Below are 22,254 nucleotides of genomic sequence, written 5' to 3'. Positions count from 1 at the left end.
AGCCCCAGCGCCGCCAGCGCCGGGCGGGCGCGCAGCCACGCCACCAGCCCCGCGCCGCGCCCCTGGTCGCGGAACATGGCGGGCTCGCCTGCGCCGAGAGCCGCGCCGGCACGCTCCATCAGCGCCCCGCCGGTGGCGTCGGCATAGGCGATCACCGCCTCGACGTCCGGGTGCGGCAGGCGAGCTGCGTCATGCATCCGCGCCTCGGCCAGCGGGGCAAGCGTCGCCGCCTCGCGGCCCCAACCCGCCCAGAGCGCGTCGAGGAGCGCGTGCGCCGGCGGCGGCCCGTCGGCCATCGCCGCGAGCCGGTCGGCCCACCAGCGCACCCGCATCTCGGCCACCAGTGGTTCGCGGGCCGCGAGCGCGGTGCGCGCCAGCTCGTCGTTCAGCGCGTAGAGGCCGAGCAGCCGCAGCCGCGCCGGACGGGGCGTGAGCAGCGCCATGGCCAGCCGGTCGGGGTCGGCTTGCCGCAGCCCGGCGATCAGCGCCTCGGCACCGCTCACGCCGCGCCGTCGCGGATCAGCTTCCAGCGGATCGCGTCCACCAGCGCCTCAAAGCTCGCGTCCACGATGTTGGGGGAGACGCCCACGGTGGACCACGCCGCCCCGCGGCTGTCGGCGGAATCGATCGTCACCCGCGTCACCGCGTCGGTGCCCGCCCCGATGATCCGGACCCGGAAATCGGTCAGCGCCATCTCGTCGATCGACCGCTGCCACGGCCCCAGATCCTTGGCCAGCGCCCGCCAGAGCGCGTTGACCGGACCGGCGTCCTCGCCCGTCTCGCCCACCGAGTCGCTCACCGACATTACCCGCTGGTCGCCGATGCGGACCACGACCACCGCCTCGCTGACAGAGATCCGCCGCCCGATGGCGTTCAGCCGCCGCTCGACGGTGACCCGGTAGCGCTCGACCTCGAACAGCGCCGGCATCTGGCCCAGCTCGGCCCGCGCCAGCAGCTCGAACGAGGCCTGGGCGGAGTCGTAGGCATAGCCCTGATCCTCGCGCGCCTTGACGGCCGACAGGATGCGGGCGAGCGCCGGATCGCCCGGCTCGACGGCGATCCCGGCTCCGGCGAGGCGCGCGCGCAGGTTCGACTGCCCCGCCTGGTTCGACATCGGGATCACCCGGGCGTTGCCGACGAGCGCGGGGTCGACGTGCTCATAGGTCTGCGGCGCCTTGAGGATGGCGCTCGCGTGCAGCCCCGCCTTGTGGGCAAAGGCCGAGGCGCCGACATAGGGCGCGGCCCGGTCGGGGACGCGGTTCAGGATCTCGTCCAGCCGCCGCGAGATGCGGGTCAGCGCCGCCAGCCCCTCGGGCCCGACGCCGAGCGAGAGGGCGCTGCGGAACGGCTCTTTCAACAGCAGGTTCGGGATCAGCGTGGTGAGGCTCGCGTTGCCGCAGCGCTCGCCCAGGCCGTTCAGCGTGCCCTGCACCTGACGCGCGCCGGCGGCGATGGCGGCGAGCGAGCCTGCGACGGCGTTGCCGGTGTCGTCGTGGCAGTGGATGCCCAGCCGCGCACCGGGGATGCCGGCGGCGATGACCTCGGCGGTGACGGCGCCGATCCGGTCGGGCAGGGTGCCGCCGTTGGTGTCGCAGAGCACGATCCAGCGCGCCCCGGCCTCGGCCGCCGCCCGCAGGCAGGCCAGCGCATACGCCGGGTTCGCCGCATAGCCGTCGAAGAAATGCTCGGCGTCGAAGATCGCCTCGCGCCCCTGCGCCACGACATGGGCGATCGAGCTGCCGATCGTCTCGAGGTTCTCGTCGAGCGTGATGCCGAGCGCCTCGCGGACGTGGTAATCATGGGTCTTGCCGACGAGGCACACGGCGGGCGTGCGCGCATCCAGCACCGCCGCCAGCACGTCATCGTTGCCCGCCGAGCGCCCGGCGCGGCGGGTCATGCCGAAGGCGGTCATCACCGCCCGGGTCCGGGGTGGGTTGGCGAAGAACTCGCTGTCGGTCGGGTTCGCCCCCGGCCAGCCGCCCTCGATGTAATCCACCCCCAGCTCGTCGAGCATGGCGGCGATCTCGGCCTTCTCCGTGGCGGTGAACTGGACGCCCTGGGTCTGCTGGCCGTCGCGCAGCGTGGTGTCGTAGAGGCTGAGGCGGTCGGTCATGGCGGCCTCAGACGGGTTCGGGCAGGCGCGCCGGGTCGAACCCGGGCCCGGCGACCAGATCAACGCCCGAGGCCGTCATCCGCACCTCGACTCCGGCCGAGATCAACGCCGCCTTGAGCGCATCGACCGGGGCGAAGTCGCGGCTCTGCTTCGCGGCCGCGCGCAGCGCCGCGAGCCGGTCGGCCAGCGCCGTGAGGTCCGGGGCCGCCGTCGCCCACGCGCCCAGTTCAGGGGTCAGCAGCCCGAGAAGCTGGGCCGAGCCGACGAACGCGGGTGCCGTCGGGCCGGGCAGGGCGCGCGCCATCTCGTGCAGCCGGGCCAGCGCGCCTGCGGTGTTCAAGTCGTCCGCCAACGCCGCGATCACCGCCGGGTCGGGGGCGCCGGGCAGGGTGTCGCCCGCCAGCCCCCGCCACTTGCGCAGCGTGGCTTCAGCCTCGCGCGCCTTGTCGGCGGTCCAGTCCATCGGCTTGCGATAGTGCGTCATCAGGAACACGAAGCGGATCACCTCGCCCGGCACGCCCTGATCCAGCAGGTCGCGGACGGTGAAGAAATTGCCGAGGCTTTTCGACATTTTCCGCCCCTCGACCTGCAGCATCTCGTTGTGCAGCCAGATGCGGGCGAACTCGGCCTCGGGGTGGGCGCAGCAGCTCTGCGCGATCTCGTTTTCGTGGTGCGGGAACTGCAGGTCGATGCCGCCGCCGTGGATGTCGAAACTTTCGCCCAGCAGCGCGGCCGACATCGCCGAGCACTCGATGTGCCAGCCCGGGCGACCGCGGCCCCAGGGGCTGTCCCACCCCGGCAGATCGTCGTCCGAGGGCTTCCAGAGCACGAAGTCCATCGGGTCGCGCTTGAAGGGCGCCACCTCGACCCGGGCGCCAGCGATCATGTCGTCCACCGACCGGCCCGAGAGCGCGCCGTAGTCCGGGAACGATCGGACGTCGAAGAGCACGTGCCCCTCGGCGGCATAGGCGTGGCCGTCTGCAACGAGCTGGCCGATCATCGCGATCATCTCGGGGATGTAGTCCGTGGCGCGCGGCTCGGCCCGGTCCGTCGCCTCGCCCCGGAGCGCCGGGCGCAGCGCGCCAAGCGCGTCCATGTCGGCATGGTACCAGTCGATCGTCTCGGCCGTGCGGGCGCGGATCAGCTCTTCGAGCGTGCCCGTCGCCCCTGCCTCGCGCCGGGCGAGCGCGGCGGCGTTGATCTTGTCGTCGACGTCAGTGAAGTTCCGGACGTAGCTCACGTGGTCGGCGCCATAGACGTGGCGCAGCAGGCGGAACAGCACGTCGAACATGACCACCGGCCGAGCATTGCCGAGATGCGCGCGGTCATAGACGGTCGGCCCGCAGAGATACATCCGCACGTCGTCGGCGCGGATCGGCGCCAGCGCCTCCTTGCGGCGGGTACGGCTGTTGGTGAGCCTGATCTCGGTCATGAGGTCCCCCTGCGGCGGGGGTCGCGTCGATACCGGACGTCCCGCCTGGCTGAATGTCAGACGATCCGGCAGCAGAAAAGAGTGGCGCGCGCGTCCATGGGGGCGGTGTTACCAGCGGGGCGCGGTCCGGGCAAGCGGTGCGGGTGGCGGGGAAGGCTTGGCGGGTGGGGATGTGTTGAGGCCGGGGATGGACACGCCTTGAACGCCCGCACACGGTCCCGGCATCCGGCATCCGGCATCCGGCATCCGGCATCCGGCATCCGGCATCCGGCATCCGGCATCCGGCATCCGGCATCCGGCATTGGGCAACAGCAGGGGGCAATCTACCATAGGCTAGGGCGTGGGCGCGGCGCCTGCCTGTGGCTGGCTCGGGTAACTGCCAAGGAGTGGTCAGCGCCGAAGCACCTCCAGTCGGCCCGGGCAAGCTGAGAGCGTTTTAAGTGTCCCTGGTCCTCCCTCACGCCACCGCGTCGAGCCCCGCGACCATCAACCGGTTCCGCCCCGCCCGCTTGGCCGACATCAGCGCCCCGTCGGCGCGCAGCAGCAGCGCGGCGGCCCGGTCGCGCCCGGCCCCGCACAGGTCCGGCGTCAGCGTCGAGACGCCCGCCGAGATGGTGATCGAGAGCGTCACCCCGGCGCCCCCGGCCGAGACGGGACGCGCCGACACAGCCTGCCGCATTGCCTCGGCAAGCGCGGCGGCCTCGGCGGGGCTGGTGTCCGGCAGGGCGGCCAGGAATTCCTCGCCGCCCATCCGCGCGACGAAGCCGGAGGGCGGGACGACGCGCTCGATGCGCTCGGCCACCTCGATCAGCACCGCGTCGCCCGCCGCGTGGCCGTGGTGGTCGTTCACCTGCTTGAAGCGGTCGATGTCGATCGCCACCACCGCGCAGCCGCGCCCGTCCCGCGGGGGGGCATCGCACATTCCCGCCAGCCGGGGCAGGGCAAAGCGGCGGTTCACCAGCCCCGTCAGCGGATCGATCCGCGCCAGCGTCCGCTCGTGCTCGGCCGCCGCCCTGTTCTTGTCGGCCGAGCGCTTGCGCCGGATCAGGCCCGACAGCCGCAACGCAGCCTCGTCGGCCACGGCCTCGGCGGAAAAACCCGCCGCCAGCACGTCGCCGGCACCAAGGTCGAGCGCCACCGACATCATCTCCTGCCGGTGCGAGGGCAGGACGACCGCGAAGCTCGCGTTCCGCGAGGTCCGCCGGCAGCGCAGTTCCGAGAGCAGCCGCAGCCCGTCCCCCTGCAGGCTCAGGTCCGCGGCGATCACGTAGAGATCCGGGACCAACCCCACCGCGGCGTCGGCCAGCGCGCGGTCGGCATCCGCCACCGAGAGCCGCGCCGCCAACCGCGGCGCGAGCGTGCGACGCCAGCCGAGCGCCGTCGCGGTATCCCCGGCCACCAGTAGCACGGACGGCGGCGGCAGCGCCGGCAGCGCCGGCTCGAAGGCGAAGGTCGCCTGGTCCTCGGCCAGCCCTGCCAGCAGCGGACGGGGCGCCGCATCGGCCTCGTCCCGCATCAGCCCGCGGATGCGCGCGAAGAGGTTCAGATCGTCCACCGGCCCGTCGAGCACCGCCGCCGCGCCCGCCTTGAGCGCCGCGATCCGGTCGGCCTGCGGCACGATCATCAGCACCGGCACCCCCGGCCAGCCGGCCGCGATTCGCCCGCACAGATCGACCGCCCCCATGTCGCCCGGCTCGCCGCCGATCAGCACCAGCGTCGGGCGCGCCCGGGCCAGGATCGCCAGCGCCTCGGCCCCCGTGCGCGCGGTGAGCGGATCATAGCAGGCCGCAGCCAGCCTGACCTTGAGCGTGATTCGATGTGTCGCCGTGCCGTCAACGACGAGGATCTGACCCGACATCCGTGGCCCTCTGGGGTTTCGTGATGACCACACTTCCTTAGAAAGATTAACAAATGGTTTGCGCCCACGCCGCTCACGCGCTCGTGCTTGCGCCGCGGCTCCCACCATCGCTAGACCTGCCGTCATGATTTCGCGCGCGACCCTCGACCAGCTGACCCAGGACCTGCTCGCGCATCTCGCGGCCTCACCCGACCTGGTCGGGGCGCTGTCCGCCGAGACGGGCCTTGCGCCGGGCGACCTGCGGCGCCTCGCGGCGCGGACGCCCGAGGATCTCGCGGCGGCGCTCCTCGACTTCATCTGCGGTGACGACGCGCGGCTCATCGGCTTTGCCGAGGCGAGCGGCTGGCCCGCGGCGCGCGTCGCCTATGCCCGCGCGGCGCTCGAGGCGGGCGCGGTCGGCTGATCTTTACCCGGCCTTAACCCCTGCGCGGCTATGGTGCGGCCGAGCGGAAGGGTGAGCAATGCACGGGCTGGTCAATCGGGCGATCGAGGAATTCACGCGCAGCACCTATGGCGACGGGATGTGGGCGGGTGCGGCGGCCGCGGCGGGGGTCGATCCCCGCGGCTTCGTCGTCATGCGCGTCTATGGCGACGCCACCACGCGCACGCTGATCGCCGAACTCGCCCGGCGACTGTCCCGCAGCGAGGGTGACCTGGCCGAGGACATCGGCGCGTGGGTCGCGCGGATCCCGACGATTCGCCGCCTGCTTCGCTTTGCGGCGCCGGATTTCGCCGGGTTCATGACGGTCCTGCCCGAGATGGGCGACCGGATCACGATGGTGGTCAGGGGGTTCGAGCTGCCCCGCATCCGGGTCCGGGCCGCCGCGCACGGCTGGTGCGTGGCGATCGAGGGGGACGGGGTGTGGCCGCATGTCCTGAGCGGCATCCTTCATGCCATGGCCGACGATTACGGGGTGCTGGCGGTGATCTCGGTGCGGCCCGAGGGGCTCTCGGTCTCGGTGCCGCTCACCGATTTCAGCGAGGGACGGCCGTTCTCGCTCAGCGATCCGATGGTGGGGCTGGGATGAGCGGCGGGGCTGAGACTGTGATGACGACCGCCCTGCGGCTGATGCCGATGCACCTGCATCTCGACGCCAATCGCCGCATCCTCTCGGCGGGGACGACGCTTCGCCACCTGATCGGCGAGGCCGCGCAGTTCGACGCCGCCTTCGAACCCGCGGGGCCCGAGGGGCTCGCCGGGGCCGGGGCCACGGGACGGGTGTTCCTGCGGCTGCTCGGCGACGACGGCATCATGCTCAGGGGGCAGGCTGCCCCGGACGGGCAGGGGGGGACGCTGCTCAACCTCGGGTTCGGCATCGGCGTGGTCGAGGCGATCCGCCGCTTCGGTCTCACCGACCGCGACTTCGCCCCGTCGGAGTTGGTCATGGAGGTGCTGTTTCTCACCGAGGCCAACAACGTCATGACCGACGAGTTGACCCGCGCCAACCTGCGGCTGGAGGAGGCGCGCAGCAAGGCCGAGGCCGAGGCCTTCACCGACCCGCTCACCGGGCTCTCGAACCGCCGCGGGCTCGAGCTGGCGTTCGAGGCCCTGCGCCGCGCCGCGGTGGCAGACCCCGAGCGGCAGTTCGCGGTGCTGGTGCTCGACCTCGACCGCTTCAAGGCGCTGAACGACAGCATGGGCCACGCCGCGGGCGATGCGATGCTGCGCGCGGTGGCGCAACGGCTGCGCGTCGTCACGCGCGACGAGGACACCATCGCGCGCACCGGCGGCGACGAGTTCGTGCTGCTGATCCCCGGCCTCGCCGATGCGCACCAGCTCGAGGCGCTGGGGGCGCGGATCTGTGCGGCGATCACCCGTCCGGTGCCGATCGGCGGCACCGTCCAGTCCCTGTCCGCGAGCGTCGGGGCGGTGCTGTCGCGCGACTGCCCCACCCTCGACTGGACCGCGCTCGAGGCCGCGGCGGACGAGGCGCTCTACGCCGCCAAGCGGGACGGGCGCGGCTGCCTGCGGGTGTCGCGGTGACGGCCGGCACGGCAAAGGGCGCTGCCAACGCAGCGCCCTTTCGAAGCGTCGAACCCCTACGGGAACCGGCCGGACCCGCCGCGCCGGCTCTATTTCAGCGCCTTGTCGGTGATCGCGCTCGTCCACGCCCCCTCGGGCTTCTTCGAGATCACCGGGTCAGAGCCGCCCGAGAGCAGCGTCTCGACCGTCCGCTCGGCGTCGGCGGGGTCCAGCGCGCCGTTCGAGCCGGCGGTCAGCTTGGCGACCTCCTGCATCATGCGGACCTGATGGGCCTCGGTCTGCGCCCCGGTCTCGTCGTTGTCGAGCACGATCTGCGCGGCTTCCTCGGGGTGCTCCTCGGCGTATTTCCAGCCCTTCATGCTGGCCCGGACGAAGCGCACCAGCTTGTCCTCCATCGCCGGGTCCTTGAGCTTGTCCTCGAGCGTGTAGAGCCCGTCCTCGAGGGTCGCCACGCCCTGATCCTCGTATTTGAACGTCACCAGGTCCTCGGGTTTCAGCCCCGCATCCAGCACCTGGCCATATTCGTTGTAGGTCATGGTCGAGATGCAGGCCGCCTGCTTCTGCAGCAGCGGATCGACGTTGAAGCCCTGCTTCAGCACCGTCACCCCCTCGGGGCCGCCGTCGGTCTTGAGCCCGAGGTGGTTCATCCACGACAGGAACGGGAACTCGTTGCCGAAGAACCAGACGCCCAGCGTCTTGCCCTTGAAGTCGGTCTTGGGGTCGGTGATGCCGCTTTCCTTGAGGCAGGTCAGCATCATCCCCGACGCCTTGAACGGCTGGGCGATGTTGACGATCGGCAGCCCCTTCTCGCGCGCGGCGAGGGCGGCCGGCATCCACTCCACCGTCACGTCGGCCCCGCCGCCGGCCAGCACCTGCGTCGGGGCGATGTCGGGACCGCCGGGTCGGATCGTCACGTCGAGGTTCTCGTCCCCGTAGAACCCCTTGTCCTTGGCCACGTAGTAGCCGGCGAACTGGGCCTGCGTCACCCACTTGAGCTGCAGCGTCAGCGGATCGGCGGCCCACGCCCCGCCGGCGAGCAGTGCGAAGGCGGCGGCACTCGTCATCAGTCTGGTCATCGCATCCTCTCCTGTTGGCGCGGGGTCGTTGCCCCGCGAGCTTCCGTCCACGCAGTCACTGGCGCTGCGAGGGGTGCCAGAAGGTCACCCGGCGCTCGATCAGCGCAACGAATCCATAGAACAGCGACCCGGCGATGGCCGCCATCAGAATCTCGGCCCAGACGAGGGCGAGGTCCATCTGCCCCACGGCCGTCGAGATGCGGAACCCCATCCCGCGGGTCGGGCTGCCGAAGAATTCCGCAACGATGGCGCCGATCAGGGCAAGCGTCGTGGTGATCTTCAACCCGTTGAAGAGGAACGGCATCGCCGCCGGCAGCCGCAGCTTGACGAGGGATTGCCAGTAGCCCGCGCTCCACGTTGCCATCTGGTCGCGTTGCAGCGCGTCGGTGGCGGCGAGCCCCGCAACCATGTTCACGAGGATCGGGAAGAACACCATGACCACGACCACGGCGGCCTTGGACTGCCAGTCGAAGCCGAACCACATGACGAGGATCGGGGCGATGCCGACGATCGGCAGGGCGGCGACGAAATTGCCGATCGGGAGCAGCCCGCGTTGCAGGAACGGCGAGCGGTCGATGGCGATGGCGGTGCCCACCGCGGCGGCGGCGCCGATCAGCCAGCCGGTCAGCGCCCCCTTGATCAGCGTCTGCCACAAATCGCCCAGGATCATCGGCAGGGCCGAGACGAAGCGGGCGCCGATCACCGAGGGCGCGGGCAGGATGACCGAGGGGACGGCGAAGACCGTCACCGCCGCCTCCCACAGGGTGAGGAGTGTCAGGCCGAAGATCGCCGCCACCGCGAACCGGCGCAGGCGCGCCCAGGCCGGCGCGACCTCCAGCGTGGCGAGGCGCGTGTTGGCGCCCCACAGGCCCATCCAGACCAGCACCAGCCCCGCCATACGACCGGCCGCACCGAAACCGGGGCTCGCCCACAGGACGGCGATGCCCACCAGGGCCACGCCAAGCGGCACCCACGCTGCCAGGCCGCGCCCCGCGCCGGCCCCCGCCGCCTCACCACGCGCGCTCATCGCGCCAGCCCCATGCGGGTCAGCGTCAGGCGCTCGACCAGCCCGATCAGCATCACCAGACCGGCCGCGAGGATCGCCGCGGCAAACAGCGCCGCCCAGATCTGGATCGTCTGGCCGTAGTAGCTGCCCGACAGAAGCCGCGCGCCGAGCCCCTGCGAGGCGCCCGCGGGCAGCTCACCCACAATGGTCCCGACCAGCGCCGCCGCCACCGCCACCTTGAGCGAGGCGAAGAGATAAGGCAGCGAGGCCGGCAGCCGCAGATGCCGCAGCACCTGACCGGCACTCGCATTCCACGACCGCATCAGGTCAAGCTGCATCGCGTCGGGCGTCCTCAGCCCCTTCACCATCCCCACCAGCACCGGAAAGAACGACAGCCACGCCGCGATGAAGGCCTTGGGCAAGAGCCCCGTCACCCCGGCGCTGGCGAACACCACGATCACCATCGGCGCGATGGCGAGGATCGGCACGGTCTGCGAGGCGACCGCCCACGGCATGATCGACATGTCCATCGCCCGGTTGTGGACGATGCCCACCGCCAGCAGCACCCCGGCCGCCGCGCCGATGGCAAAGCCCGCGAGCGTCGCCGACAGCGTGATCCAGCCGTGCCAGACCAGGCTGCGGCGCGAGGTGATCTTCTGCCCCGCAACCCCCTCCCACAATCCGGCGGCGACCTGGTGCGGGGCGGGCAGGACCGGGCGCTCGAGGCTCAGGGTCTCGCGCACCAGCGCCGAGGTCGAGACCGTCTCGCCGCTGCGGGCCGCCTGGTCGCGCACCCAGGGCGCGTTCATCAGCACGGCGGCGGCGTACCAGACCACCGTGATCACGGCGAGGACCGTCAGCACCGGCAACAGGCGCCTCATGCGGGCGCCCCCAGATCCGGCGCTGACATCCCGGGCCACGCCATCTCCCACACCGGCAGCCCGTCGGCATCGACGCTCTCGCCGGCAACGGCCAGCCCCTCGCGCTCATAGAACCGGCGCGCGGCGGTGTTCGGCTGCCAGACGTTGAGCACGAACCCGCCCGGCGCCTCGGCCTTGATCCGGTCGAGCATCTGCCGCCCGACCCCGCGCCCCTGCGCCGCGGGCGCGAGGTAGAGCGAGGCGAGAAACGCCGTCGCCGGGTCGAGCGAGGCGTAGCCCACCACCGTGCCGCCCTGCTCGGCGACCAGCACCCGCCGCCGCTCGAGCAGGTCGGGCGAGAACATCGCCGCGATTTCCTCGTCCGGGCGGGCGCGGGGCAGCCAGTCGGTCGCGTCGATATAGGCGTTGATGATCGCCGCGCAGGCCGGCAGGTCGGCGGGCCGCGCCGCCCGGATGACCACGTCAATCATAGCTGTGCCCCGCGCGCAGCCCCTCGCGGACGCGGTGGGCGATGTCGATGAAGGCGGCGCTGTCGCGGATGTCGAGCGGGCGCTCGCGGGGCAGGGAGCTTTCGATCACGTCCGCGATCCGACCCGGCCGCGGGCTCATCACCACGATGCGGGTCGAGAGATAGACCGCCTCGGGGATCGAGTGGGTCACAAAGCCGATGGTCTTGCCGGTCTTGGCCCAGAGCGCCAGCAGCGCCTCGTTCAGCCGGTCGCGCACGATCTCGTCAAGCGCCCCGAACGGCTCGTCCATCAGCAGGATGTCGGCGTCGAAGGACAGCGCGCGCGCGATCGAGGCGCGCTGCTGCATCCCGCCCGAGAGCTGCCAGGGGTATTTGCCGCCGAACCCCTTGAGGTCCACGAGGTCGAGGACGCGCGCCACCCGCTCGGCCCGGTCGGCGCGGGGAAACCCCATGATCTCGAGCGGCAGTGAAATGTTGCCGGCGATGCTCCGCCAGGGATAGAGGCCGGGCGCCTGGAACACATAACCATAGGCCCGCGCGCGCCGCGCCGCGTCCGGGGTCATGCCGTTCACCGTCAGGGTGCCGCCGGTCGGCGTCTCGAGCCCGGCGATGCAGCGCAGGAAGGTGGTCTTGCCGCAGCCCGAGGGGCCGATGAAGCTGACGAAATCGCCCGCCGCGATGTCGAGCGACACGTCCTTCAGCGCATGGACCGGCCCGTCCGCGGTTGGAAAGGTCAGGCTGACGTCGCGGGCCTGGATGACTTTGGACGCCATCATTTCAGCTTCTCGGCTAGTTGTCTGACGCCCAGAGGATCGCCGTATGGAAGTACTAAGAAGGTCGGCCAACCGTCGCCCGCTCCAAACACCGCTCTCTCAAGAGCGCGAAGCTTATCTTGAGTTTCATCCAATACTTGCGCAAATGAAATGATCTCCGACTTGGACAGGGAATACGTTTGTCGGACCATAGTTTGTTGCCCTGCCTCACGAGTCGGACGTCCCATTTTTGCAATGGACAACGAATACCCGTCGCTTGCAGGATTAATATGAGTTATGGCGCCGTGAGAAAGCTGGTGTCGCCCTTCAAGTATCCTCTCAAAGATATCTTTTGCAGCAAAAGATGGGCAATCCAGATGGTAAGATAGTGCCGCTGCAACATCAATTTTTTCAAGTACACTATTCGGGTATTTTTTGGGCAACAACTTGCCAAGTCTTTCACGTCGTGCGTTGGCAAGGCAAAGCACATCGTCGAGCGTCAGCTCCAAGTTCGCGACGCACTGAAGGAAATACCCGATATCCTTTGCAATCAAGTTGTGATGAACTCCCGGACCGTTCATACCGACCTCGTCAGCCCGCCAGCGACGCGCGGTTTCTGCCCGGTGATATTGGCCGCACCCTCGGACGTCAGAAACGCCACCGTCGCCGCGATCTCGTCGACGGAGCCATGGCGTCCCATCGGCACTTCCGCGGCCAGCCGGCGGGCGCAGGCCGCGCCCATGCCCGAGCCGCCTGCGGTGACGAGGGCGACCCGCATCACACCCCCGTCGCGGGGATGCCCGCGCGCTCGACCGGGCGCGGCGAGCTCAGCGCCTTCCACTCGGACAGCGCGCGGTTGACGGCGCCCTTGGGCTCGCGGGCGACGAACTCGCCCCAGCCCTCGCGCCCGTCGAGCTTGCCCTCGGTCACCGCGACCCGCCCGCGGGTGAGCGTGAAGCGTGGCAGGCCGATCACCTCGTGGCCCTCGAACACGTTGTAATCGATCGCCGATTGCTGCGACCTGGCCGAGATGGTCTTCTTCGCCTTCGGGTCCAGCACGACCAGATCGGCGTCCGCGCCCACCAGCACCGCGCCCTTCCTCGGATACATCCCCATGATCTTGGCGATGTTAGTCGAGGTCACCGCGACGAACTCGTTCGGCGTCAGCCGCCCGGTCGCCACCCCGTGCGTCCAGAGCATCGGCAGCCGATCCTCGAGCCCGCCGGTGCCGTTCGGGATCTTGGTGAAGTCGCCCACCCCGAACCGCTTCTGCTCGGTGGTGAAGGCGCAGTGGTCGGTCGCCACCGCGGACAGCGAGCCCGACATCAGCCCCGACCAGAGCGACTCCTGATGGCGCTTGTCGCGGAACGGGGGCGACATGACGCGGCGGGCGGCATGGTCCCAGTCGGGGTTGAGGTATTCGCTTTCGTCCAGCGTCAGGTGCTGGATCAGCGGCTCGCCCCAGACCCGGCGGCCGAGGGCGCGCGCCCGGCGGATCGCCTCGTGACTGTCCTCGCAGCTGACGTGGACGACGTAGAGCGGCACCCGCGCCATGTCGGCGATCATGATCGCGCGGTTCGTCGCCTCGCCCTCGACCGCGGGCGGGCGGGAATAGGCGTGCGCCTCGGGGCCGGTGTTGCCCTCGGCCAACAGCCGCGCGCACATCTCGGCCACCACGTCGCCGTTCTCGGCGTGGACCATGGCGATCCCGCCCAGCTCGCCCACCCGGCGGAACGACGCGAACAGCTCGTCGTCGTTCACCATCAGCGCGCCCTTGTAGGCCATGAAGTGCTTGAAGCTGGTGATCCCGCGATCCACGACCTCGGCCATCTCGGCGTGGATGCCCTCGTTCCAGCCGGTGATCGCCATGTGGAAGGAATAGTCGCAATGCGCCCGCGCGGTCTTGTTGTCCCAGACCTTGAGCGCGTCCATCAGGCTCTGGTCGGGCGAGGGCAGGGCGAAGTCGATCACCATCGTCGTGCCGCCCGCCAGCGCCGCCCGGGTGCCGCTGTCGAAGTCATCGGCCGAATAGGTGCCCATGAACGGCATCTCGAGATGCGTGTGCGGATCGATCCCGCCCGGCATGACGTAGCAGCCGGTGGCGTCCAACACGGTGTCGCCCGAGAGGTTCGGTCCGATCTCGGCGATGCGCCCCCCCTCGATCCGCACATCCGCGCCATAGGTGAGGTCTGCGGTGACGACCGTGCCGCCCTTGATGACCGTGCTGCCCAAATCCGTTTCTCCTTGACGCAAATATCCTCCGGGGGTGCGGGGGTGGAAAACCCCCGCTCCGGCGGCTCAGTCCGCGCTGCCCGCCACCTCGAGCACCGCATTCAGCAACACATCCGCCCCGGCCGACGCCCATTCGGGCGTGATCTCCTCGGCCTCGTTGTGCGAGAGCCCGTCCACGCAGGGGCACATGATCATCACCGTGGGGGCGACGCGGTTGATCCAGCAGGCGTCGTGGCCGGCGCCCGACACGATATCCATGTGCGAATAGCCCAGCCGTTCGGCCGCGCCGCGGACCACCTCGACGAGCCTCGGGTCGAAGGTCACGGGGTCGAAATGGCCGACCGGCTCGATGGAAATCCCCAGCCCCAGATCGGCGGCGATCCCGGCCGCCTCCGCCTCGAGCCGCGCCCGCATGGCGTTCAGCTTGCCGAGATCGGGCGAGCGGAAATCGACGGTGAACACCGCCTTGCCCGGGATCACGTTGCGCGAGTTCGGCCAGACGTTCGCCTGCCCCACCGCGCCCACCGCGGCGGGCTGGTGGTCCATGGCGATGCGGTGCACCGCCTCGATGATCCGCGCCATGCCGAGCCCCGCGTTCACCCGCATCGCCATGGGGGTCGAGCCGGTGTGCGCGTCCTTGCCGGTCAGCGTCACCTCGAGCCACCAGAGCCCCTGGCCGTGGGTCACCACGCCGATCTCGCGGCCCTCGGCCTCGAGGATCGGGCCCTGCTCGATGTGGTATTCGAACATCGCATGGATCGGGCGCCCGCCCACCGGCTCCTCCCCGCGCCAGCCGATCCGGTCGAGCTCGTCGCCGAAGCGCTTGCCCGCAGCGTCCACGCGGCTGTTGGCGTAATCCTCGGTATGGATGCCCGCGAACACGCCCGAAGCGAGCATGGCGGGGGCAAACCGCGCGCCCTCTTCGTTGGTCCAGTTCACCACCACGATTGGGCGGCGCGGGGTCACGCCCATGTCGCGGATGGTCCGCACCACCTCGAGCCCCGCGAGCACCCCCAGCACCCCGTCGAAGCGCCCGCCGGTCGGCTGGGTGTCGAGGTGGCTGCCGATCATCACCGGGTCCGCGTCGGGGTCCGCGCCCTCGAGCCGCATGAACATGTTGCCCATCCGGTCGAGCGCCATGGTCATGCCCGCCGCCTCGCACCACGACTGGAAGAGCCGCCGCCCCTCGGCATCGGCATCGGTCAGGGTCTGGCGGTTGTTGCCGCCGGCGACGCCGGGGCCGATCTCGGCCATCAGCATCAGCGAATCCCACAGGCGTTCGCCGTTCACCCGGGTGTTGGCGGCCGAAACCGGCCCGCTGTCGCTGGTCATGTTCATGTCTCCCTGTCGCGGCCCGCCGCCCGTCTTCCGGGGCGGTCGGGACAAATGCCGGCCGGCTACTTCAGCTCGACCTCGATGAAGGCCATCGGCGCGGTGCCGGCGTTGATGACGTTGTGCTCGGTCCCCTCGGGGCGGGTGTAGGCCTGCCCCGCCGGGATCACGCTGTCGCGCGTCTCGCCGCCCGGCAGCTCAAGCCGAAGGTGGCACTCGGTCAGCGTGGTGATGACGTATTCGTAGGGGTGGACGTGCCAGCCGGTCTCGTCGCCGGGCTGGAAGTCGAAGCGGGTCACGCGCACCCGCTCGTTCTCCATCAGCGGGGTGCCGACCGCCGCGCTCATGCCGCGGCCTTCAGGACCTGGCCGAGGGTGCCGATCAGCTCGTCGATCTGCACCTCTGAGATGATAAGCGGGGGCGACAGCGCGATGATGTCGCCGGTCACGCGGATCAGGATGCCGGCCTCGTAGGCCTTGAGGAAGGCGTCGAAGGCGCGCTTGCCCGGCTGGCCGTCGATGGGCGCCAGCTCGACCGCGCCGATCAGCCCCATGTTGCGGATGTCGACGACATGGGGGTGGTCGGCGAGCCCGTGCAGGGCATTCTCCCAATAGGCCTCGAGGTCGGCGGCGCGGGTCAGCAGCCCGTCCTCGGCATAGGTGTCGAGGGTGGCGATGCCGGCGGCGCTGGCGATCGGGTTGCCCGAGTAGGTGTAGCCGTGGAACAGCTCGATGACGTGCTCGGGGCCCTGCATGAAGGCGTCGTGGATCGCGGCCGAGGTCAGCACCGCGCCCATCGGGATCACCCCGTTGGTCAGGCCCTTGGCGCAGGTGATCATGTCCGGCACGACGCCGAAATGCTGGGCCGCGAAGGGCGAGCCGAGCCGGCCGAACCCGGTGATGACCTCGTCGAAGATCAGCAGGATGCCGTGCTTGCGGGTGATCTCGCGCAGTTTTTCCAGATAGCCCTTCGGCGGCATCAGCACCCCGGTCGAGCCCGCCATCGGCTCGACGATGACCGCGGCGATGGTCTCGGCCCCGTGCAGCGCGACGATGCGCTCGAGGTCGTCGGCCAGATGCGCGCCATGCGTGGGCTGGCCGCGGGTCATGCGGTTCTCGGGCAGGTGGGTGTGCGGCAGGTGGTCGACGCCCGCCAGCAGCGAGCCGAAGAAGCGGCGGTTGTTGACGATGCCGCCGACCGAGATGCCGCCGAAGCCCACGCCGTGATAGCCGCGCTCGCGGCCGATCAGCCGGGTGCGCTGCCCCTCGCCGCGGGCGCGGTGATAGGCGAGCGCGATCTTCAGCGCCGTGTCGACCGCTTCGGAGCCCGAGTTGCAGTAGAAGACGTGCTCGATCCCGTCCGGCGCGATGTCCACGATCCGGTTCGCCAGCTCGAAGGCCGCCGGGTGGCCCATCTGGAACGCCGGCGCATAGTCGAGCGTCCCGGCCATCTCGCTGATGGCTTTCGTGATCCGCGGCCGCCCGTGGCCGGCGTTGCAGCACCAGAGCCCGGCCGTGCCATCCAGCACCTGCCGCCCGTCGGCGGTGGTGTAATGCATGTCCTGCGCGGCGACGAGCATCCGCGGCTGCGACTTGAACTGCCGGTTGGCCGTGAACGGCATCCAGAAGGCGCTGAGGTCGTTCGGGGCGGGCTTGTGGTCAAGTGCCATGGCGGACCCTTGCTGGCTGGAGGTTTCACGCGGGAATTGACCAGTTGGTCAGGATCACGCTAGCACGGGACAAGACCCAGTCAAGCCGCCGCGGGTGGGGGCGATGCCGCAGCCCGGCCGCACCCCGACCCGGACGCCGGCCCCGTCTCTGGGACCATGGCGGGACGCGACCAACGGAAGAGCCTGCGCCATGCCGCACGACCAGCCCCTCAGCCGCATCCAGACCCGCAACCGCCGCGTGATCCTGGACGCCGCGCTCAAGGAGTTCGCCGCGGCGGGCTTCGCCGGCGTGACGCTCGACCGGATCGCGGCGGCGGCGGGGCTGTCGAAGCCGAACCTGCTCTATTACTTCGCCTCGAAAGAGGCGATCTACACGGCGCTTCTGGACGATCTGCTCGACCTCTGGCTGGCACCGCTGCGCGACCTCGATCCCGGGGGCGACCCGCAGGCCGAGATCCTGACCTATGTGCGCAAGAAGCTGGCGCTCTCGCAAAGCCACCCGCGCGAAAGCCGGCTCTTTGCCAACGAGGTGCTGCAGGGTGCGCCGCGGCTCGGGCCGGTGATCGCCGGGCCGCTGGCGCAGCTCGTGGCCGACCGGGCGGCGCTGATCCGCGGCTGGGCCCAGGCCGGGCGCATCGCCCCGGTCGATCCTCATCACCTGATCTTCTCGGTCTGGGCGCTGACCCAGCATTACGCGGATTTCGAGGCGCAGGTGCGCGCGGTCCTCGGCCCCGCGCATGATCCCTATGCCGAGGCCGGGCCGTTCCTCGAAACGCTTTACCGGCGGTTGCTGGCGGTCTGACCGGCGTGCCCGCGGGGCGGGCAGGGTGGAAACGGGCCGGGCGCGGGCGGCTGTGTGGCCCGGACGCCGGGACTTGCGCGCGCAGGCGAATGGCTCTCTTGTCTTGTCACCAGACGCGGGTCAGAACGCGCCGGCTTTAGACCAGAGGCGAATCGATGCCCGAGCCCCGCGACCCGGCCGCCCCGCAGCGCGCAGCGTCCCGTCAGCCGACCCCCCCGCAGCCCCCCGAACCCGAGGCCCCCGCCGCGGCGGCGACTCCGCCCGAGGCCGGGGCGTCCGAGGCCGGGGCCGCGCTGCGGACACCCGAGCATCCGCGCAGCCACGTCGACGCCAAGGCCACGCCGGCGCTGGTGCTGTCGTGCCTCGGCGTCGTCTTCGGCGACATCGGGACATCCCCGCTCTATGCGCTGCGCGAATCGCTTGTCCATGCCCACGAGCATCACATGGCCGAGACCGCGGTGATCGGCATCGTCTCGATGCTGTTCTGGACCGTGGTGCTGATCGTGACGCTGAAATACGTCACCCTCATCCTGCGCGCCGACAACAACGGCGAGGGCGGCACGCTGTCGCTGGTCGCCAAGGCGCAGGGCGCGCTCGGGCGGCGGGCGTGGTGGCTCTATCTCATCGGCATCGTCGGCGTGTCGCTGTTCTTCGGGGACGCGATCATCACGCCGGCCATGTCGGTCATGTCGGCGGTCGAGGGGATGGACCTCGTCGTGCCGGGCTTCGGCGACTGGGTGGTGCCGGTCACGCTCTTCATCGTCATCGTGCTGTTCTGGGTCCAGAGGTCGGGGACCGAGGCGGTCTCGCGCCTGTTCGGGCCGGTGATGCTGGTCTGGTTCGGGACGATGGCGACGCTGGGGGCGCTGCATCTCTTCGACGACGCGCGCATCCTGCAGGCGCTGAACCCGCTGCGCGCGGCGGGGTTCATCGCCACCAACGGCTTCGGCGCGCTGCCGGTGATGGGCTCGGTCTTCCTCGCCGTGACCGGGGCCGAGGCGCTTTACGCCGACATGGGCCATTTCGGCCGCAGCCCGGTGCGGGTCTCGTGGCTGGCTATCGTGTTCCCGGCCCTGACGATCAGCTATTTCGGGCAGGGCGCGATGGTGCTGGCGCACCCCGAGACCGCGTCCAACCCGTTCTTCCTGATGGCCCCCGGCTGGTTCACCCTGCCGCTGGTGCTGCTGGCGACCGGGGCCACGGTGATCGCCAGCCAGGCGGTGATCTCGGGCGCCTTCTCGGTCAGCCAGCAGGCGGTGCAGCTGGGGCTGCTGCCGCGGCTCGAGATCCAGCACACCTCGGATACCCAGGCCGGGCAGATCTACATGCCCAAGGTCAACACGCTCTTGATGATCGGGGTCTGCGCGCTGGTGCTCGCCTTCGGGTCGTCCTCGGCGCTGGCCAGCGCCTACGGGATCGCGGTGACGGGCGACATGGTGATCACCTCGATCCTCGCCATCATCGTCTTCCGCTTCGCCTGGGGCTGGCGCTGGCCGGTGGTGCTGGGGATCATGCTGCCGATCCTCGCCATCGAGCTGGTGTTCTTCTACGCCAACATCCTCAAGGTGCCGGACGGCGGCTACATCCCGCTGATGTTCGCGGCGGTGGTCATCACCTTCATGGTGGTGTGGATGAAGGGCACGCAGCTCATCCAGCAGAAGCTGTCGGCCGAGTCGGTGCAGATCGACTTCCTGGCCAAGAAGCTGTCGGACAGCCCGCCGGTGATCGTGCCGGGCACGGCGGTGTTCCTGACCGCCGACCCGGCGCTGGCGCCGCCCGCGCTGATGCACAACCTCAAGCACAACCGGGTGCTGCACGAGCGCAACTTCATCGTGAAGGTCGAGACCGCGCCGCGCCCCGTGGTGGCCGAGGCCGACCGCCTGCGGATCGAGCAGATCGCGCCGCGCTTCTGGCGCGTCTGGCTGCGCTTCGGCTACATGGAGCAGCCCAACGTCCCGCGCGCGCTCGCCATCGCCCGCGAGCACGGGCACCGCTTCGACATCATGTCCACCTCGTATTTCCTGAACCGCCGCTCGCTGCGGGTGGGCAAGGCGCACATGATGCCGCTCTGGGCCTCGCGGCTCTATGCCGGGATGTATCGCTCGGCGTCCGAGCCCACGAACTTCTACCGCCTGCCCTCGAACCGGGTGGTGGAGCTGGGGCAGCAGATCAACATCTGAGGCTGTGCTGCAGGCAGGGTAGGGGCGAGCTTGCGCGGGGCGTGCCTGCCGCGCTTCTCGAGGTGTCGTGTATTTGTGCTTGGCTCCCCTCGTCAGCGAGTGAGACGGGTCAAAGACTGGAGACGAAACCCCAGCGCCCCGCCGACACTGGGGTTAGAAACCGCGCTGGCCGCGTGACCCTAACCGCTGCCGACCCGTCCGAGCGTCTGGCAGTCGTGGCCGACTCTCTCAGACAGACCTCCCCACGTGTTCGGTTTAGGGCGCCTGCACCCATAGCCCCACCGCAAGCACCCGCAAAAACGAAAGCGGCCCCGCGCAGGGGGCCGCCTCCAGACGTCTCGGCCGTGGCGCCCGGCCTACATCCCCAGCGCGTGGGGCAGCCACAGCGACAGTGCCGGTACATAGGTCACCAGCACCAGGAACAGCAGCATCGTGACCAGCCACGGCCAGACCGCCACGGTCAGCTCGGTGATGCCCATCTTGGTGATCCCGCTCGCCACGTAGAGGTTGAGGCCCACCGGCGGGTGGCACATCCCGACCTCCATGTTCACCACGATCATGATCCCGAAATGCACCGGGTCGATCCCCAGTCGCACCGCGACCGGGAACAGGATCGGCGCCATGATCAGCACGATCGACGACGGCTCCATGAAGTTGCCGGCCGCGAGCAGCAGGATGTTGACCACGATCAGGAACATCCACCACGAGAGCCCCGCGTTCACCATCCACTCGCCCAGCGCCTGAGGGATGCCTTCCGAGGTCATCAGGAAGCTGAACAGCACCGCGTTGGTGATGATGTAGAGCAGCATCGCGCTCATGTTCGCGGAGGCCAGCAGGACGCGCGGCACGTCGCGCAGGCTCATGTCCTTGTAGACGAAGACCGCGATGACGAAGGCGTAGACGGCCGACATCGCCGCGGCTTCGGTCGGGGTGAAGATGCCGGCGTAGATCCCGCCGATCACGATGACGATGAGGAAAAGCCCCCACATCGCCTTGCGGAACGCGTCCCACCGCTGGCGGAAGCTGGCCTTGGGCAGGCGCGGATAGCCGAAGCGGCGCGCCCGGTTCCAGGTGGTGAAGGCCAGGAACCCCGCGAGCATCAGGCCGGGGATGACGCCCGCCATGAACAGCTCGCCCACCGAGGCGCTGTCGACCGGCTGGCCGTCCGGCCCGACCGCCTGCATCCCCGAGGTGGCGACAGAATACATCACCATCACGATCGACGGCGGGATCAGGATGCCGAGCGCGCCCGAGGTGGTGATGACGCCCGCGCCGAACTGCTTGGGGAACCCCTGCGCCACCATCGCCGGCAGGATCACCGAGCCGATGGCCACCACCGTCGCGGGCGACGAGCCCGACACGGCCGCAAACAGCGCACAGGCGATCACGCCCGCGAGGCCAAGCCCCCCGTGCCAGTGCCCGACCATCGAGGTGGCGAAGTTGATCATCCGCCGCGCCACGCCGCCGTGGGTCAGGAAGTTGCCGGCGAGGATGAAGAACGGGATCGCCATGATCTCGAACTTCTCGATGCCGGTGAAGAGCTTCAGCGCCACGGTGTCGAGCGGCACCGTGGTCATGGTGAAGAGGAACGTCAGCACCGTGAGGCCGAGCGCGATCGAGATCGGCATGCCCGTCAGCATCAGCGCGACGAGGATGCCAAAGATGATGAGTGCGGTCATGGCTCAGCGGTCCTTCGGGTCCGAGGGCGGGGCGGGCGGCGGCGGCGGCGGGGGACCGCGCCGCTCCGAGGGGCGCTCGCTGACCATGTCGCGCGGGGTCAGGGGGCTGTCGCGCATCGCCTCGCCCACCGGGTCGACGCCGTCGGCCAGCCCCTCGGGGTCGTCGGTGATCCCGTCCACGTGGCCGTGGTCGTGATGCGGCAGCTCGCCCGTGTGCCAGAAGGACCAGGCCACCTGCAGGAAGCGGAAGCACATCAGCGCCGAGCCGAGCGGGATCGCCAGATAGACGATCCACTGCGGAATCCCGAGGTCGGGCGAAAACGAGGACGCCAGCCGGACGTGATAGACGAACTTCGCCCCCATCGCCGCGATGATGCCGGTGAAGAGCGCCCCGGCCAGCAGCCCGAACAGGATGAAGAAGCCGCGCGCCCGCGGCTTGAGCCGGTTGATGAGCACGTCGATGCCGACATGGATGCCGGTCCTGACGCCATAGGCGGCGCCGAACTTGGCCATCCAGACGAACATGATGATCGTCAGCTCCTGCGCCCAGATCAGGTTTACCGACTTGATGGTCATGAATGCCGAGCGCGCGAACGCGGCCAGCCCGTCCATCTCGTGGCCGCGGGCCCAGCGCATCGTGCTGGCCGCCAGATCGAGCGAGTAGCGCTGTGCGACCGACACGAAGATCAGCAGCGTGGCTGCGGCGATCAGCGTGGCGATCAGGATTTCCTCGAGCCTGTCGAGCACCTTCATGCCCGCGTCCCCCCTGATGTGCCTTGTTGTGGTTGG

The 22,254-nt window shown here is 70.0% G+C and carries 22 protein-coding genes; 5 read left to right on the top strand and 17 right to left on the bottom strand.

Going from position 1 to position 22,254, the window contains the following annotated elements:
• From ACFHYO_RS06660 to ACFHYO_RS06645, 4 genes are all read right to left on the bottom strand, one after another.
• The coding region (locus ACFHYO_RS06660) for a squalene/phytoene synthase family protein (RefSeq protein WP_394319243.1) at positions 1–503 on the bottom strand (503 nt) is incomplete at its 3' end.
• The gene (cimA, locus tag ACFHYO_RS06655; protein WP_394319241.1) at positions 500–2,113 is read right to left on the bottom strand and encodes a citramalate synthase; all 1,614 of its coding nucleotides are present in this window, start codon (positions 2,111–2,113) and stop codon (positions 500–502) included. The genes ACFHYO_RS06660 and cimA, both read right to left, overlap by 4 nt.
• 7 nt (positions 2,114–2,120) lie before the next feature.
• The gene (gene cysS / locus ACFHYO_RS06650; protein WP_394319240.1) at positions 2,121–3,545 is read right to left on the bottom strand and encodes a cysteine--tRNA ligase; all 1,425 of its coding nucleotides are present in this window, start codon (positions 3,543–3,545) and stop codon (positions 2,121–2,123) included.
• Between the two features lie 457 nt (positions 3,546–4,002).
• Positions 4,003–5,403, bottom strand: a complete 1,401-nt coding sequence (locus ACFHYO_RS06645; RefSeq protein WP_394319238.1) for a diguanylate cyclase domain-containing protein — start codon at positions 5,401–5,403, stop codon at positions 4,003–4,005.
• Positions 5,404–5,527: 124 nt separating this feature from the next.
• On the opposite strand from ACFHYO_RS06645, the gene ACFHYO_RS06640 reads away from it, so the two are divergent.
• The 3 genes from ACFHYO_RS06640 to ACFHYO_RS06630 are packed head-to-tail and all read left to right on the top strand — an operon-like array spanning position 5,528 to position 7,387.
• Positions 5,528–5,806 (top strand): DUF3572 family protein, encoded by a 279-nt coding sequence (locus ACFHYO_RS06640; protein WP_394319236.1) that lies wholly within the window; start codon positions 5,528–5,530, stop codon positions 5,804–5,806.
• A 58-nt stretch (positions 5,807–5,864) separates the two neighbouring features.
• Positions 5,865–6,431, top strand: coding sequence for a heme NO-binding domain-containing protein (locus tag ACFHYO_RS06635; protein ID WP_036700283.1), 567 nt, complete (start codon positions 5,865–5,867; stop codon positions 6,429–6,431).
• Between the two features lie 20 nt (positions 6,432–6,451).
• Complete coding sequence (locus ACFHYO_RS06630; RefSeq protein WP_394319234.1) at positions 6,452–7,387, top strand: diguanylate cyclase domain-containing protein; 936 nt, start codon at positions 6,452–6,454, stop codon at positions 7,385–7,387.
• Between the two features lie 89 nt (positions 7,388–7,476).
• Here ACFHYO_RS06630 and ACFHYO_RS06625 read toward each other — a convergent pair whose 3' ends face one another.
• The 11 genes from ACFHYO_RS06625 to aptA all read right to left on the bottom strand — a co-directional run bounded on the left by ACFHYO_RS06625 (position 7,477) and on the right by aptA (position 16,804).
• Positions 7,477–8,463, bottom strand: a complete 987-nt coding sequence (locus ACFHYO_RS06625) for an ABC transporter substrate-binding protein (protein ID WP_168782117.1) — start codon at positions 8,461–8,463, stop codon at positions 7,477–7,479.
• Positions 8,464–8,518: 55 nt separating this feature from the next.
• Positions 8,519–9,361, bottom strand: a complete 843-nt coding sequence (locus tag ACFHYO_RS06620) for an ABC transporter permease (protein WP_394319245.1) — start codon at positions 9,359–9,361, stop codon at positions 8,519–8,521.
• 125 nt (positions 9,362–9,486) lie between these two features.
• The gene (locus tag ACFHYO_RS06615; RefSeq protein WP_394319232.1) at positions 9,487–10,350 is read right to left on the bottom strand and encodes an ABC transporter permease; all 864 of its coding nucleotides are present in this window, start codon (positions 10,348–10,350) and stop codon (positions 9,487–9,489) included.
• Entirely contained in the window at positions 10,347–10,820 is a 474-nt protein-coding gene (locus tag ACFHYO_RS06610; protein ID WP_394319230.1) for a GNAT family N-acetyltransferase, read from the bottom strand. The genes ACFHYO_RS06615 and ACFHYO_RS06610 overlap by 4 nt, the downstream gene beginning before the upstream one ends.
• A complete protein-coding gene (locus ACFHYO_RS06605; protein WP_394319228.1) occupies positions 10,813–11,595 on the bottom strand; it encodes an ABC transporter ATP-binding protein in 783 nt (260 codons plus the stop codon). The genes ACFHYO_RS06610 and ACFHYO_RS06605 overlap by 8 nt, the downstream gene beginning before the upstream one ends.
• A complete protein-coding gene (locus tag ACFHYO_RS06600) occupies positions 11,592–12,152 on the bottom strand; it encodes a hypothetical protein (RefSeq protein ID WP_394319226.1) in 561 nt (186 codons plus the stop codon). Before ACFHYO_RS06600 ends, ACFHYO_RS06605 begins: the two co-directional genes overlap by 4 nt.
• Positions 12,149–12,349, bottom strand: a complete 201-nt coding sequence (locus tag ACFHYO_RS06595) for an SDR family oxidoreductase (protein ID WP_394319224.1) — start codon at positions 12,347–12,349, stop codon at positions 12,149–12,151. The genes ACFHYO_RS06600 and ACFHYO_RS06595 overlap by 4 nt, the downstream gene beginning before the upstream one ends.
• Complete coding sequence (gene hydA / locus ACFHYO_RS06590; RefSeq protein ID WP_394319222.1) at positions 12,349–13,803, bottom strand: dihydropyrimidinase; 1,455 nt, start codon at positions 13,801–13,803, stop codon at positions 12,349–12,351. The genes ACFHYO_RS06595 and hydA overlap by 1 nt, the downstream gene beginning before the upstream one ends.
• 66 nt (positions 13,804–13,869) lie before the next feature.
• Positions 13,870–15,135, bottom strand: coding sequence for a Zn-dependent hydrolase (locus tag ACFHYO_RS06585; RefSeq protein ID WP_394319220.1), 1,266 nt, complete (start codon positions 15,133–15,135; stop codon positions 13,870–13,872).
• A 65-nt stretch (positions 15,136–15,200) separates the two neighbouring features.
• Positions 15,201–15,482 (bottom strand): cupin domain-containing protein, encoded by a 282-nt coding sequence (locus ACFHYO_RS06580; protein WP_168782110.1) that lies wholly within the window; start codon positions 15,480–15,482, stop codon positions 15,201–15,203.
• On the bottom strand, positions 15,479–16,804 hold the full coding sequence (gene aptA / locus ACFHYO_RS06575; protein ID WP_394319218.1) for an omega-aminotransferase AptA: 1,326 nt from the start codon (positions 16,802–16,804) through the stop codon (positions 15,479–15,481). The genes ACFHYO_RS06580 and aptA overlap by 4 nt, the downstream gene beginning before the upstream one ends.
• A 190-nt stretch (positions 16,805–16,994) precedes the next feature.
• Between aptA and ACFHYO_RS06570 the strand changes: the two genes are divergently transcribed.
• Together ACFHYO_RS06570 and ACFHYO_RS06565 are read left to right on the top strand one after the other, a co-directional pair.
• Positions 16,995–17,606 (top strand): TetR family transcriptional regulator C-terminal domain-containing protein, encoded by a 612-nt coding sequence (locus ACFHYO_RS06570; RefSeq protein ID WP_394319216.1) that lies wholly within the window; start codon positions 16,995–16,997, stop codon positions 17,604–17,606.
• Positions 17,607–17,761: 155 nt separating this feature from the next.
• On the top strand, positions 17,762–19,786 hold the full coding sequence (locus tag ACFHYO_RS06565; protein ID WP_394319214.1) for a potassium transporter Kup: 2,025 nt from the start codon (positions 17,762–17,764) through the stop codon (positions 19,784–19,786).
• A gap of 356 nt (positions 19,787–20,142) precedes the next feature.
• Here ACFHYO_RS06565 and ACFHYO_RS06560 read toward each other — a convergent pair whose 3' ends face one another.
• The gene (locus tag ACFHYO_RS06560; RefSeq protein ID WP_043131149.1) at positions 20,143–21,465 is read right to left on the bottom strand and encodes a TRAP transporter large permease; all 1,323 of its coding nucleotides are present in this window, start codon (positions 21,463–21,465) and stop codon (positions 20,143–20,145) included.
• 3 nt (positions 21,466–21,468) lie between these two features.
• Complete coding sequence (locus ACFHYO_RS06555) at positions 21,469–22,218, bottom strand: TRAP transporter small permease (RefSeq protein ID WP_394319212.1); 750 nt, start codon at positions 22,216–22,218, stop codon at positions 21,469–21,471.
• Positions 22,219–22,254 lie beyond the last annotated feature (36 nt).

This window comes from Paracoccus panacisoli (assembly GCF_042435015.1).
Taxonomy (GTDB): Bacteria; Pseudomonadota; Alphaproteobacteria; order Rhodobacterales; family Rhodobacteraceae; genus Paracoccus; species Paracoccus panacisoli.
Note: the sequence above shows the minus strand (reverse complement) of the source record. Positions and strands in the feature narration are given on the sequence as shown.